General features: G+C 51.0%; 9 protein-coding genes and 20 tRNA genes. 26 read left to right on the forward strand and 3 right to left on the reverse strand.

Annotated elements, in window-relative coordinates:
- Positions 1–256 precede the first annotated feature (256 nt).
- From ABS784_RS05965 to ABS784_RS06060, 20 genes are all read left to right on the forward strand, one after another.
- Positions 257–333, forward strand: a tRNA-Met gene (locus ABS784_RS05965).
- A 5-nt stretch (positions 334–338) separates the two neighbouring features.
- Positions 339–414 (forward strand) — tRNA-Asp (locus ABS784_RS05970).
- Between the two features lie 172 nt (positions 415–586).
- A tRNA-Phe gene (locus tag ABS784_RS05975) sits at positions 587–662 on the forward strand.
- A gap of 382 nt (positions 663–1044) precedes the next feature.
- Positions 1045–1117, forward strand: a tRNA-Thr gene (locus ABS784_RS05980).
- Between the two features lie 172 nt (positions 1118–1289).
- Positions 1290–1362: transfer RNA gene (locus ABS784_RS05985), tRNA-Lys, on the forward strand.
- Between the two features lie 7 nt (positions 1363–1369).
- Positions 1370–1444 (forward strand) — tRNA-Gly (locus ABS784_RS05990).
- Positions 1445–1449: 5 nt separating this feature from the next.
- Positions 1450–1535 (forward strand) — tRNA-Leu (locus ABS784_RS05995).
- A 5-nt stretch (positions 1536–1540) separates the two neighbouring features.
- Positions 1541–1614: transfer RNA gene (locus tag ABS784_RS06000), tRNA-Arg, on the forward strand.
- Positions 1615–1620: 6 nt separating this feature from the next.
- Positions 1621–1694 (forward strand) — tRNA-Pro (locus ABS784_RS06005).
- An 8-nt stretch (positions 1695–1702) separates the two neighbouring features.
- Positions 1703–1775 (forward strand) — tRNA-Ala (locus ABS784_RS06010).
- Between the two features lie 17 nt (positions 1776–1792).
- Positions 1793–1869, forward strand: a tRNA-Met gene (locus tag ABS784_RS06015).
- Between the two features lie 5 nt (positions 1870–1874).
- Positions 1875–1951 (forward strand) — tRNA-Ile (locus ABS784_RS06020).
- Positions 1952–1970: 19 nt separating this feature from the next.
- A tRNA-Ser gene (locus ABS784_RS06025) sits at positions 1971–2061 on the forward strand.
- 16 nt (positions 2062–2077) lie between these two features.
- Positions 2078–2153: transfer RNA gene (locus ABS784_RS06030), tRNA-Thr, on the forward strand.
- Between the two features lie 7 nt (positions 2154–2160).
- Positions 2161–2233 (forward strand) — tRNA-His (locus ABS784_RS06035).
- Between the two features lie 173 nt (positions 2234–2406).
- Positions 2407–2477: transfer RNA gene (locus tag ABS784_RS06040), tRNA-Gly, on the forward strand.
- 6 nt (positions 2478–2483) lie between these two features.
- Positions 2484–2557, forward strand: a tRNA-Ile gene (locus ABS784_RS06045).
- Between the two features lie 209 nt (positions 2558–2766).
- A tRNA-Asn gene (locus tag ABS784_RS06050) sits at positions 2767–2841 on the forward strand.
- A 7-nt stretch (positions 2842–2848) separates the two neighbouring features.
- Positions 2849–2941, forward strand: a tRNA-Ser gene (locus ABS784_RS06055).
- Positions 2942–2945: 4 nt separating this feature from the next.
- Positions 2946–3017, forward strand: a tRNA-Glu gene (locus tag ABS784_RS06060).
- Between the two features lie 302 nt (positions 3018–3319).
- Here ABS784_RS06060 and ABS784_RS06065 read toward each other — a convergent pair.
- On the reverse strand, positions 3320–3985 hold the full coding sequence (locus ABS784_RS06065; protein WP_011229985.1) for a B3/B4 domain-containing protein: 666 nt from the start codon (positions 3983–3985) through the stop codon (positions 3320–3322).
- 52 nt (positions 3986–4037) lie between these two features.
- On the opposite strand from ABS784_RS06065, the gene queG reads away from it, so the two are divergent.
- From queG to yhbH, 5 genes are all read left to right on the forward strand, one after another.
- Positions 4038–5180: a tRNA epoxyqueuosine(34) reductase QueG gene (gene queG / locus ABS784_RS06070; RefSeq protein WP_011229986.1), complete on the forward strand. Its 1143-nt coding sequence runs from the start codon at positions 4038–4040 to the stop codon at positions 5178–5180.
- A 61-nt stretch (positions 5181–5241) separates the two neighbouring features.
- Entirely contained in the window at positions 5242–6105 is an 864-nt protein-coding gene (locus ABS784_RS06075) for an amidase domain-containing protein (protein WP_023634359.1), read from the forward strand.
- 20 nt (positions 6106–6125) lie between these two features.
- The gene (trmL, locus tag ABS784_RS06080) at positions 6126–6599 is read left to right on the forward strand and encodes a tRNA (uridine(34)/cytosine(34)/5-carboxymethylaminomethyluridine(34)-2'-O)-methyltransferase TrmL (RefSeq protein WP_011229988.1); all 474 of its coding nucleotides are present in this window, start codon (positions 6126–6128) and stop codon (positions 6597–6599) included.
- Between the two features lie 324 nt (positions 6600–6923).
- On the forward strand, positions 6924–8819 hold the full coding sequence (locus ABS784_RS06085; protein WP_011229990.1) for a PrkA family serine protein kinase: 1896 nt from the start codon (positions 6924–6926) through the stop codon (positions 8817–8819).
- 308 nt (positions 8820–9127) lie between these two features.
- Positions 9128–10285, forward strand: a complete 1158-nt coding sequence (yhbH, locus tag ABS784_RS06090; RefSeq protein ID WP_033024751.1) for a sporulation protein YhbH — start codon at positions 9128–9130, stop codon at positions 10283–10285.
- A 72-nt stretch (positions 10286–10357) separates the two neighbouring features.
- Here the strand turns inward: yhbH and ABS784_RS06095 are convergent, their stop codons facing one another.
- A complete protein-coding gene (locus ABS784_RS06095; RefSeq protein ID WP_013523004.1) occupies positions 10358–11050 on the reverse strand; it encodes a hypothetical protein in 693 nt (230 codons plus the stop codon).
- A gap of 240 nt (positions 11051–11290) precedes the next feature.
- On the opposite strand from ABS784_RS06095, the gene ABS784_RS06100 reads away from it, so the two are divergent.
- Positions 11291–11473, forward strand: coding sequence for a hypothetical protein (locus ABS784_RS06100; protein WP_352511798.1), 183 nt, complete (start codon positions 11291–11293; stop codon positions 11471–11473).
- Positions 11474–11531: 58 nt separating this feature from the next.
- Here ABS784_RS06100 and ABS784_RS06105 read toward each other — a convergent pair whose 3' ends face one another.
- Positions 11532–12212, reverse strand: coding sequence for a response regulator (locus tag ABS784_RS06105; RefSeq protein WP_011230062.1), 681 nt, complete (start codon positions 12210–12212; stop codon positions 11532–11534).
- Between the last annotated feature and the right edge of the window lie 63 nt (positions 12213–12275).

Genomic DNA, 12275 nt, shown 5'->3' on the forward strand with positions numbered 1-12275 from the left:
GAGGATTAGCTCAGCTGGGAGAGCACTTGCCTTACAAGCAAGGGGTCGGCGGTTCGATCCCGTCATCCTCCACCATCTTAATATAAAAGCTGACTTACTTTCTCATCATCGCGGGGTGGAGCAACGAGCCTTTGCTTCATCGAATTCGCTTCGAGTTGCCTCGACGCATCGAGCGTCTTTGAATCAGCTTGTAGAGGAAGAGGCAACGAACAACAACACTAAAAGCATTGTGAAAATCAACTTACTTTCTCATCATCGCGGGGTGGAGCAGTCCGGTAGCTCGTCGGGCTCATAACCCGAAGGTCGCAGGTTCAAATCCTGCCCCCGCAACCAAAATTGGTCCCGTAGTGTAGTGGTTAACATGCCTGCCTGTCACGCAGGAGATCGCGGGTTCGAGTCCCGTCGGGACCGCCATTGTTCCAAAATCACGAAAAATATGGTATGGCTCGGTAGCTCATTCGGTAGAGACGAGCATCCGCTTCATCGAATTCGCTTCGAGTTGCCTCGACGCATCGAGCGTCTTTGAATCAGCTTGTAGAGGAAGAGGCACAGAGCAATTCAACGAGCGAGTTAAAAAATAATATATGGCTCGGTAGCTCAGTCGGTAGAGCAAAGGACTGAAAATCCTTGTGTCGGCGGTTCGATTCCGTCCCGAGCCACCATTTTTATCATAGTTCCGAAAGAAGGTTCCCGCTTCATGCAAAGCTAAGTGGGAGTAGTTCACAGACATGTCAGATGTTCAAACCACCCCGGCTTAGTTCAATGGGTAGCGACGAACATTCGCATCGTCGAGTCTGTTGCGAGTTGCCTCGACGCACTCAGCTTCCTCGAATCAGCTTGCAGAGGAAGAGGCACAACCAGGCAGACAACATGAGTCACTAACTAATTTTAAATGTGCCGGCTTAGCTCAATTGGTAGAGACGAGCATCGGCATCATCGAATTGGCTGCGAGTTGCCTCGACGCACTCAGCTTCCTCGAATCAGCTTGCAGAGGAAGAGGCACAACTAGGCAGACAACATGAGTCACTAACTAATTTTAAATGTGCCGGCTTAGCTCAATTGGTAGAGCAACTGACTTGTAATCAGTAGGTTGCGGGTTCAAGTCCTGCAGCCGGCATTCTTATTCCTTAATAACCCCTTAAGCCATTAAGGCGGCAACCGCGAGCCATTAGCTCAGTAACGAGCGCTACATCTTCGAGTTCGCTTCGAGTTGTCCCGACGCATCTGACATCTTCGAATATGCTAGTAGAGGAAGGGACATCGTTGTCTCGGAGTGTTATTGAACCCATGAGCCATTAGCTCAGTAGGTAGAGCATCTGACTTTTAATCAGAGGGTCGGAGGTTCGAGTCCTCCATGGCTCATCGTCTTGCGGAAGTAGTTCAGCGGTAGAACACCACCTTGCCAAGGTGGGGGTCGCGGGTTCGAGCCCCGTCTTCCGCTCCACTTCCGCCGGGGTGGCGGAATTGGCAGACGCACAGGACTTAAAATCCTGGGGTAGGTAACTACCGTGCCGGTTCGAGTCCGGCCCTCGGCACTTGTGCGCTCGTAGCTCAATTGGATAGAGCATCTGACTACGGATCAGAAGGTTAGGGGTTCGAATCCTCTCGAGCGCGTTTTGTCGGGAAGTAGCTCAGCTTGGTAGAGCACACGGTTCGGGTCCGTGAGGTCGCAGGTTCAAATCCTGTCTTCCCGATTTATCATGGGGCCTTAGCTCAGCTGGGAGAGCGCCTGCTTTGCAAGCAGGAGGTCATCGGTTCGATCCCGATAGGCTCCACCTTTTGACTTAAATTTGGCGGTGTAGCTCAGCTGGCTAGAGCGTACGGTTCATACCCGTGAGGTCGGGGGTTCGATCCCCTCCACCGCCACCATTATCGGACCTTTAGCTCAGCTGGTTAGAGCAGACGGCTCATAACCGTCCGGTCGTAGGTTCGAGTCCTACAAGGTCCACCATTATTATTGTTGCTTTTTTGGAGGAGTACCCAAGTGGTTGAAGGGGTCGGTCTTGAAAACCGAGAGGCGCCGCAAGGCGCGCGGGGGTTCGAATCCCTCCTCCTCCGCCATGCACTTTAAAATCGTGCCGGCTTAGCTCAATTGGTAGAGCAACTGACTTGTAATCAGTAGGTTGCGGGTTCAAGTCCTGCAGCCGGCACCAGAACGAGGCGACTATGGCGAAGTGGTTAACGCACCAGATTGTGGCTCTGGCATGCGTGGGTTCGATTCCCACTAGTCGCCCTTTTCATTAATATTCTATATTTGCGGGTGTAGTTTAGTGGTAAAACCTCAGCCACGAGCATCTGCATCATCGAATCTGCTTCGAGTTGCCCCCGACGCATCTGGCTTCTATGAATCAGCTGGTAGAGGAAGGGGCATGGAAGCAGCGTGGCGGATGTTCAACTAAATGATATGCGGGTGTAGTTTAGTGGTAAAACCTCAGCCTTCCAAGCTGATGTCGTGGGTTCGATTCCCATCACCCGCTTTTTATGGGCCTATAGCTCAGCTGGTCAGAGCGCACGCCTGATAAGCGTGAGGTCGGTGGTTCAAGTCCACTTAGGCCCATTATTTTCCATTGAATATTTTTGGGTCATTCGCTATAATAATGGGCGAACAATGCCCCATCGTTCCACAGCAAAATCGGAGCGACGAGCTTCACATCTTCGAATTCGCTTCGAGTTGCCTCGACGCATCTCGCTTCCTTGAATTAGCTGGCAGAGGAAGAGGCAACGAGCACATTTGGAAGATGTGCATAACATATAGTTATTCATCATTCCGCAATAGCTCAGCGGTAGAGCAACCGGCTGTTAACCGGTAGGTCGTAGGTTCGAATCCTACTTGCGGAGCCATTTCTTTGGAGAAGTACCCAAGTGGCTGAAGGGGACGGTTTGCTAAACCGTTAGGTCGCAGTTTTGCGGCGCGCGGGTTCAAATCCCGCCTTCTCCGCCATAATGGCCCGTTGGTCAAGTGGTTAAGACACCGCCCTTTCACGGCGGTAACACGGGTTCGAATCCCGTACGGGTCACTGGTTGCTGGCACCAGAGATTCTGGTGCCCTTTTGTACAATTTCTTTTGTCGATTTTTGCGTTTTTTTCTTGCGATGCGTGTGGAAGTCTGTTATAATATCTCTCGTTAGCTTTAAAATTACGTTATGATTGTTGGGGACAACGCAGTGTTTCGTTTCGTTAAAGAACGAGGCATTGCGTTTTTTTCTTTATCACCCTAAACCGAGAAGAACCCCACTTCCACGCGTGAGCGTAGGTGGGAGAGAGTTCAAGTAGGGAGGGAGTCCCCCGTTTCCAACAGCAGGAAAGTGGGGGGAGAAGATCAAATGAACAATTGGGCGTCGGCTTCGCCGCCATGAATTTGCACAAACATCGTTTGGATGGCTTGAAGCTGGCGCTTGGCGGTTTCTTCTGGCGTTGATGGGAGAAAGTAAACGATTTGCAAAGCGTTTTTCGTTTCTCTCGTCACGGCGGTCCGCTCCGAATCGACGATCGGACTGCCAAACGGCCCTCGTTCATCTTTGCTGACGAGTTTGTTGGCAAAGTTGACTGTGCGGCCGTTTAACGCGATGTATTCATCTTGTTCCGTGCCGATCGTGAGCGTCACTGTCCCGTTGATGCGGTCTAGATCATAGATGCCGAGCGGAATTTTATAATAGAGTGAAAAAAAGTTGTTTATGTCCGCCGCTGAATGGATAGGCGGAATGAAGCTTTTTTTCTGGATGCGTCGGTACAGGCTTTCACTTGACGGTCGATAGCGGCTTGGGTCCGTTCCGATTTGTTTGAAAGTACGGCGCCATTCGACCATCTCAGGGATGTCGGCAATCGACTTTTCCTGCAGCTCGATGTAAAGAGATTCTTGAAACAGCTCAAGCCTCCCCCTTAACATTTGCGGTGAATCGCTGACCTCGATATGATGATAGCGGATGACGCCGAATTTACCAGAAGGAAGGCGTTGCTTTAGTTGTTCTGATATCACGCATTTCATCTTGATCACCTCGGATTTCATTTTACCATATATGACGAAAGGAGGGAAAACGATGGATGTTATGGCATTAAAGCAGGAAGTCATTGAGTACAGTCGGTCAATCGGCATTGATAAAATCGGATTTGCGAGCGCTGATCCGTTTGTTGAATTAAAGGAACGGCTGCGCCGCCAGCAGGAGCTCGGCTATCAGTCCGGTTTTGAGGAACCAGATATTGAGAAACGGACGAATCCTTCATTGCTTCTTCCGGAAGCAAAATCGATTATTGCCATTGCTCTTGCCTATCCGTCTAAAATGAAAAATGCGCCGCGGGGGACAAAGACGGAACGGCGCGGCGTTTTTTGCCGCGCTTCATGGGGAAAGGACTACCACGATGTGTTGCGGGAACGTTTGCAGCAGCTCGAGGAGTTTTTGCTGGCCAAAGTGCCCCATGCCCGCGTTCGCTCGATGGTGGATACCGGAGAGCTCGCTGATCGGGCGGTGGCGGAACGAGCAGGGATCGGTTGGAGCGGCAAGAACTGCTCTATTATTACACCGGAGTTTGGATCGTATGTGTATTTGGGAGAAATGATTACGAATATTCCATTTCCCCCTGATGAACCGGTTGAAAACCGATGCGGCACGTGCACGAAATGCATTGATGCCTGCCCGACCGGGGCGCTTGTGCAAGGAGGGCAACTGAACGCACAGCGGTGCCTTTCCTTTTTAACGCAAACGAAAGGCTTTTTAGCCGACGAGTTTCGGGAGAAAATCGGGAACCGGCTGTACGGCTGCGATACATGCCAGCAAGTCTGCCCGGAAAATAAGGGGAAAGACTTTCATTTGCATCCAGAATTCGAGCCGGATCCGGAAGCGGTAAAGCCGAAGCTCATCCCGCTGCTTCAGATGAGCAACCGTGAATTTAAAGAAACATTTGGGGCCATGGCGGGTTCATGGCGTGGGAAAAAGCCGATTCAGCGCAATGCCATTCTGGCGCTCGCCCATTACAAAGACCAAACCGCGGTGCCGCACTTACTGCGTTTGTTGAAAGAGGATAGCCGTCCCGTCATCCGCGGGACGGCGGCGTGGGCGCTCGGGAAAATCGGGGATCCAAGCGCTAAGCCTTACTTGGAGGCCGCGCGGCAAACGGAGGCGGATGCCGATGTGATCGCTGAGATTGAAAAAGGACTGAAACTGTTGGCTGAGGCAAAGGAATAGGGAAAAAAACGCAGCTTCCCCACATAAGGTAGTAACAAAAACGAAAGTGGTGGAAAGCAGCATGAAAAAACAGTTGCGCGCGTGGTTGGATGAGCGAGCCCGCTCGTTTGTGTCGGAAAGCAATATCCGAAGCGAAGAGGCGGCAAGAAAGCAACGGCTTTGCCAAAAGCGCGGTGCGGAGATCGTCCGTTGCACGATCCGGGGACAAATTGTCGGCAGGCAGACCATCGAGCGGGAAGCGAAAGTTATGTATATTGCCCACCATCAATTTTTAATTAAGCAAAGGGGTTCACTATATATAGAAGAACAGGTTGAGGAGCGATGCGCCTGTTTTGTTCGCGGTGAGCTTGTAACTGATGAACCGATCAACCGGTTGGGGGGGGATATGGAGGCGCCGCGCGTCGAACGAGAGCAATGGACGGGGGAGCGTCTTTCTTACCAGTATGACCGCGCCCGGGCGGTGCGGTATGCGGAAACGTGGTGGAATCGGCATAACCCGGTGTTTCCGTCGTTTCCGGTGGATTGCACGAATTTTGTCTCTCAATGCTTGTATGCAGGCGGGGCGCCGATGACGGGCTATCCGAACCGGGCGAGGGGATGGTGGTGTCAACACGGAAGTTGGAGTTACAGCTGGGCTGTGGCCCATGCTTTTCGTTGGTATTTGAGCGGGTCGCGCATCGGCTTGCAGGCGGTGGAAGTGGCGGAGCCGGAGCAATTGATGGCAGGTGATGTCATCTGTTATGATTTTCAAGGGGACGGACGCTTCGACCACTCAACGATTGTGGTGGCGAAAGATCAGAACGGGATGCCGCTTGTGAACGCCCATACGACAAACAGCCGAATGCGCTATTGGTCGTATGAAGATTCAAGCGCCTATACGCCGAACATTCGCTATAAGTTTTTTCACATCATCGATCGCAAATAAACGTTGCTGAGGTGAAGGAAATGCCGCTTCATGTAGTGCTATACCAGCCAGAAATTCCAGCCAATACTGGAAACATCGCTCGTACGTGCGCAGCAACCGATACGTCGCTCCATTTGATCCGCCCGCTCGGTTTTTCTACGGATGATAAAATGTTAAAGCGCGCCGGGCTTGATTATTGGCCGTATGTCAATATTTCGTATTATGACTCGCTTGACGAACTATTCGCCCGCTTTCCGGAAGGGGAGTTTTATTTCATTACGAAATTCGGGCGCCGGTATTATGATTCGTTTGATTTCAGCGATACAGAAAAACATATTTTCTTTGTGTTCGGCCGTGAAACGACCGGACTGCCGAAGGAGCTGCTTGAGGCCAATATGGACCGTTGCCTTCGCATCCCGATGAATGACAAAGTGCGCTCGTTAAACTTGTCGAACACGGCGGCCATTTTAGTGTACGAAGCGTTGCGCCAACAACGGTTTTATGGGTTGTCATAAACAAAAAAACGACCTTCGCTCTGGAGGTCGTTTTTTTGGTCTTATTGTCTGACGCCTGGTTTGTCTTCATAGCCAGCGGTGAAAATGGCCGTCAAAAACGCAATGATAACCCCTAGCACAAGCAAAGTGCGCATCGTTTGTTCCTCCTTCATAATGAAAGTGGCAGGCGTTTCCCCTTTTATTATAGCGAATATGGCCAAGCATGTGAATGACCGCAGTTGGTTGTTAGGAGACAAAATTTTTTTTGCGGCGAATGATACGGGACATCCTCGCATAAATTGTAATAATCTTGCTGTTAGACATCCAAGGGTGAGGAGGTCCTTTATGGATATTTTGCAAAAAATCGCCCGGTATCGGGAAGAAGAAGAAAAGTTGAAATGGGAAGGAACGTTTGCTGAGTATTTAAAGATTTTAAAAGAAAAGCCGTGGGTGGCCCAGTCGGCTCATTCGCGTGTTTATAATATGATCAAAGATGCTGGGGTCGAAGAGGTGAATGGGCGGAAACGATATAAGTTTTTCAGCCAGCACCTGTTCGGGCTTGAGGAGGCGCTTGAGCGGCTCGTTGAGGAATATTTCCACCCGGCGGCGAAGCGGCTTGATGTGCGGAAACGGATTTTGCTGCTGATGGGGCCAGTTGGCGGCGGGAAGTCGACGCTTGTGACTTTGCTAAAGCGTGGGCTTGAAGAGTATTCAAAAACAGAGCGCGGCGCGGTGTATGCCATTAAAGGGTGCCCGATGCATGAAGATCCGCTTCACCTCATTCCTCACCATTTGCGCGACGATTTTTACCGCGAATACGGCATTCGCATCGAAGGCGAGCTGTCGCCGCTCAATATGATGCGGCTTGAGAAAGAGTACGGCGGACGCATTGAAGACGTGCTAGTGGAGCGCATTTTCTTCTCGGAAAACCGCCGCGTCGGCATCGGGACGTTCAGTCCGTCTGATCCAAAATCGCAAGACATCGCCGATTTAACGGGAAGCATCGATTTTTCAACGATCGCGGAATACGGCTCCGAGTCCGACCCGCGCGCGTACCGGTTTGACGGCGAGCTGAACAAAGCCAACCGCGGGATTATGGAATTTCAAGAGATGTTAAAGTGCGATGAAAAATTTCTTTGGCATTTGCTGTCGCTGACGCAAGAAGGCAATTTCAAGGCTGGGCGGTTTGCTTTAATCAGCGCCGACGAATTGATTATCGCTCATACGAACGAAACGGAATACCGGTCGTTCATTGCGAACAAAAAGAATGAGGCGCTTCACTCGCGCATTATCGTGATGCCGATTCCGTACAACTTGCGCGTCTCCGAAGAAGAACGCATTTACGAAAAAATGATCCGCGAAAGCGATGTCGCCGACGTGCATATCGCTCCACATACGTTGCGGATTGCGGCCATGTTTACGATTTTGACGCGGTTGAAAGAATCGAAGCGGCCGGATGTGGATTTATTGAAGAAAATGCGCTTGTATGATGGCGAAATGATCGAAGGATTCAGCGAGGTCGATGTGGAGGAGCTGAAAAAGGAGCATCCGGACGAGGGGATGAGCGGCATCGACCCACGCTATGTCATCAACCGCATTTCTGCCTGCATCATTCGCAAAGGAGTGCCGTCGATCAATGCGCTTGACGTGCTTCGTTCGTTGAAAGAAGGGTTGGATCAGCATCCGTCGATCACGAAGGAAGACCGCGAGCGGTACTTGAACTTCATTTCGCTTGTGCGTAAAGAATATGACGAAATCGCCAAACAAGAAGTGCAAAAGGCGTTCGTCTATTCGTATGAAGAGTCGGCGAAAACGTTGATGGATAACTATTTGGACAACGTCGAGGCGTACTGCAACAAGACGAAACTGCGCGATCCGCTCACTGGCGAGGAAATGAATCCGGATGAAAAGCTGATGCGCTCGATCGAGGAACAAATCGGCATTTCCGAAAATGCGAAAAAAGCGTTTCGTGAAGAAATTTTAATCCGCATTTCCGCCTATGCGCGCAAAGGGCAGCGATTTGATTACAACTCGCATGAACGGCTGCGCGAGGCAATCCAGAAAAAACTGTTCGCTGATCTAAAAGATATTGTGAAAATTACAACGTCGACGAAAACACCGGATGAGCAGCAGTTGAAAAAAATTAACGAAGTCGTCGCCCGCCTCATTGATGAATACGGGTACAACTCCACGTCAGCCAACGAATTGCTCCGCTATGTCGGCAGCTTGTTGAACCGCTAGGCATGCCTCAAGCGCTGAGGCATGCTTTTTTTATCCTCCTCCTCTGTCTGACCGAGTTGCACAGGGAGGGTCGAGCAAAGACGACGCAGCGAGCTTCGCTAAAAGGAAGAGAACAAGAGGGCGCGAAGCTGATAATCGGGCTTGTCTACTTTTCTATTTTCCTCATTCATTGGTCAATTATTTTGAATTTTTGCATACGATAAAATAAACCAACTTGGCATAGTGATGGCCCGTTTTGATGACGCCAACATAAGTATATGCGGGAAAGCGAAAAGTGTGAAAATGATTTTTTCAAAGGAGGGGAAAACATGAAGGGGAATTTTGTTGTATCGAAGGAAGACTGGTCCCTCCACCGCAAAGGATATGATGATCAAAAGCGCCATCAAGAAAAAGTGAAGGAAGCGATCAAAAACAATTTGCCCGACTTAATTACGGAAGAAAGCATTATCATGTCCAACGGGCGCGATGTGATTAAAATTCCGATCCGCTCGCTCGATGAATACAAAATCCGCTACAATTATGAGAAAAACAAACACGTCGGCCAAGGAAATGGAGACAGCCAAGTCGGTGATGTGGTGGCCCGAGACGGAAGCGGGGAGGGGCAGGGGCCAGGAAAAGGCCAAGGTGCTGGCGATTTGCCGGGCCAAGATTATTACGAAGCTGAAGTGTCGCTGATGGAGATTGAGGAAGCGTTCTTTAGCCAATTGGAGCTGCCCAACTTGCAACGAAAAGAGCTGGATCAAAATGTAACCCAACATATCGAATTTAACGACATCCGCCGCACCGGGCTGATGGGGAATATCGATAAGAAGCGGACGATGCTCGCTGCCTTCAAGCGCAATGCCATGAACGGCAAACCAGGCTTTTATCCGATTTACCGTGAAGATTTGAAGTTTAAAACGTGGAACGAAGTCGTCAAACCAGAATCGAAGGCGGTCGTCTTGGCGATGATGGACACAAGCGGATCGATGGGCATGTGGGAAAAATATATGGCACGCAGCTTTTTCTTCTGGATGACCCGCTTTTTGCGCACGAAATACGAAACGGTGGACATCGCCTTTATCGCCCATCATACGGAAGCAAAAGTCGTCAGTGAGGAGGAGTTTTTCACGAAAGGGGAAAGCGGTGGAACGATTTGCTCATCAGCCTACCGCAAGGCGCTTGAACTCATTGAGACAAAATATCCACCGTCGCGCTACAACATTTATCCGTTCCACTTCTCGGACGGCGACAACCTGACATCGGACAATGCCCGCTGCGTGAAGCTTGTTCAGGAGCTGATGAAAGTATCGAACATGTTTGGGTATGGGGAAGTCAACCAGTACAACCGCCATTCCACGCTCATGTCGGCGTATCGCAATATTAAAGACGAAAAATTCCGCTATTATATTTTGAAGCAAAAATCGGATGTGTTCCATGCGATGAGAACATTTTTCCGCAAAGAAGAAAGCAAGCAGCTCGTTTGACCCTCTTCATATGGTGAAAAGAGGGTTTTTCTTTTTGGAAAGGCGGGAGGGCGAGGCCCTCCCTAAAATAAGTTATTGCTTTTGCAGCGTCGCCGCCATGGCGAGTACGGCGCCAAGCACGTCTTCGTTGCTTGGAGCGTGCACGGTCAATAGCATCGGCGTCGGTTGGGCGCTGGCGATGACATGAACGGTGACACCGTCCGCTTGGGCAGTGTACCAAACGGCATCAGCGAACGGCTTAGGCAATCCGTTCGTTTGTTGGCGGGCGGCGTTGGCGTCAACCGCTTGGGCATGTTCTTGCGCTAGTTGCTCGTAGTTTGTTTCCCCCTCCGAAAGCAAGCGGATGCGGGCGAATGCGTCGCCATGAAGCAAGACATCGGCGCCCGGTTCTTCGGCGTCAAGGGTCCACCCTTCCAAAACATAGAGGGAAAAATGCTGATTGTTGCTTGTTTGCAGCGTTGCGGTTTTCGTGACGGTTTGGTTTCCATCTTGGTAGGACAATGAAATGGTCGGTTGTGAAGCAGCGGGTTGTCCTCCTCCTGCCGCTCGTTGCTCTTCTTCGTTCTTTTTCGTTGATGTTTGCTCTTTTGCTTCCTTCGAAGGAGAAGGGTTCTTGGATGACGGCGCATCAGACGATGGTTTTTGATCGTCGGCTGTCTGCTCTTCCTTTGCCGCCTGTGTCGTCTCGTGCTCTTTCGTTCCACAGCCAACCAGCAAGACGGAGGCGACAGCGAGAGAGAACAACAGTTTCCAGTATCGAATCATGTTCATTCCTCCCTACGTTCCATATACCCCCCATTATACCAATTGAAACGGTGGAAACAAACAGACTCGTTTCCCTATTTTTTCTGCTTGTTTGTTTTTGCACGTTGTTTGACGTGCAAGGCGAAAGGAAGCACTCCGTTATGGCTACCAGTTGCTTTTGTTTCAGACGAATTATGATGTAGAAGGGGAGCTCGAGGCGTTGGAGCGGCTGCGGATGAGGCAAATGGATGGGCTGATCGTGTGCTCCCACGAAGTGGAAATGATCCGCTGGCCGAAATGCTGGGCATTACAACCGTGGCACTCCCCCATTTTACGCTCGGGGAAAGAGCGTTCCGCCTTCTTCACCATTGGCTGGAGACAGGCAATGTGACGCGAAAGCAGGAAGAGCTGCCTGCCCGGTTGCTGGTGCGGGATGCGGCATAATAGGGCCTGGCTTTCCGTCTCTGACAACCAGCTTGAAGCCGCTCGAAACGGCATCGTGTTATGTTGCTTTCAGATGGTACCGATTCACTGGGCGTCCGACGCCGCCGTATTGAACATCGAGCACGACTTTTCCCGTTTTCTCAAGGTACTCCAAATAGCGGCGGGCGGTGACGCGGGCGATGCCGACTCCTTCGGCCACTTCCTCGGCGGAAACGGGGAAGCGGTGTTGGCGCAAATAGGCGATCACTTTTTCCAATGTTACCTCATTCAGTCCTTTCGGAAGCTCGGAGGACGGTCCGGCCGGTTGTTCAGTCGCCCGCCTTAGGGCATCGAGTTCCACCTGGGTGAGCGATTCCTTTTCCGCAAGCGACCGGCGGAACGTCCGATAATTTTCCAACGCCTGTTTGAGCCGTTCAAATTTAAACGGTTTCACAATGTAATCGAAGGCGCCGTTTTGCAGGACGCGGCGCACCGTTTCAATGTCGCTCGCCGCGGTAATGGCGATGATATCAACTTCATGGCCGCGGGCGCGGATTTGTTTTAATGTTTCAAGGCCGTCCAGCTGCGGCATGTAAATATCAATCATCGCTAAATCCGGACGGAGCTCGTGAATGAGGTGGAGTCCTTCTTCACCGTTTCGAGCGAGGCCGATGACGGTGAAGCCGTCCACTTGTTCAATCATTTGCCGGTTCACTTCTTGCACCATCGGGTCATCCTCGATCAACAACACGCGATACATAGCCTTTTCCTCCTTCGTCTCGACGGGAGTGTCTTTCGCGGCCGCCGCTGCATGAATGGGTAG

This window comes from Geobacillus sp. G4 (genome assembly GCF_040327975.1).
Lineage (GTDB): Bacteria > Bacillota > Bacilli > Bacillales > Anoxybacillaceae > Geobacillus > Geobacillus thermoleovorans.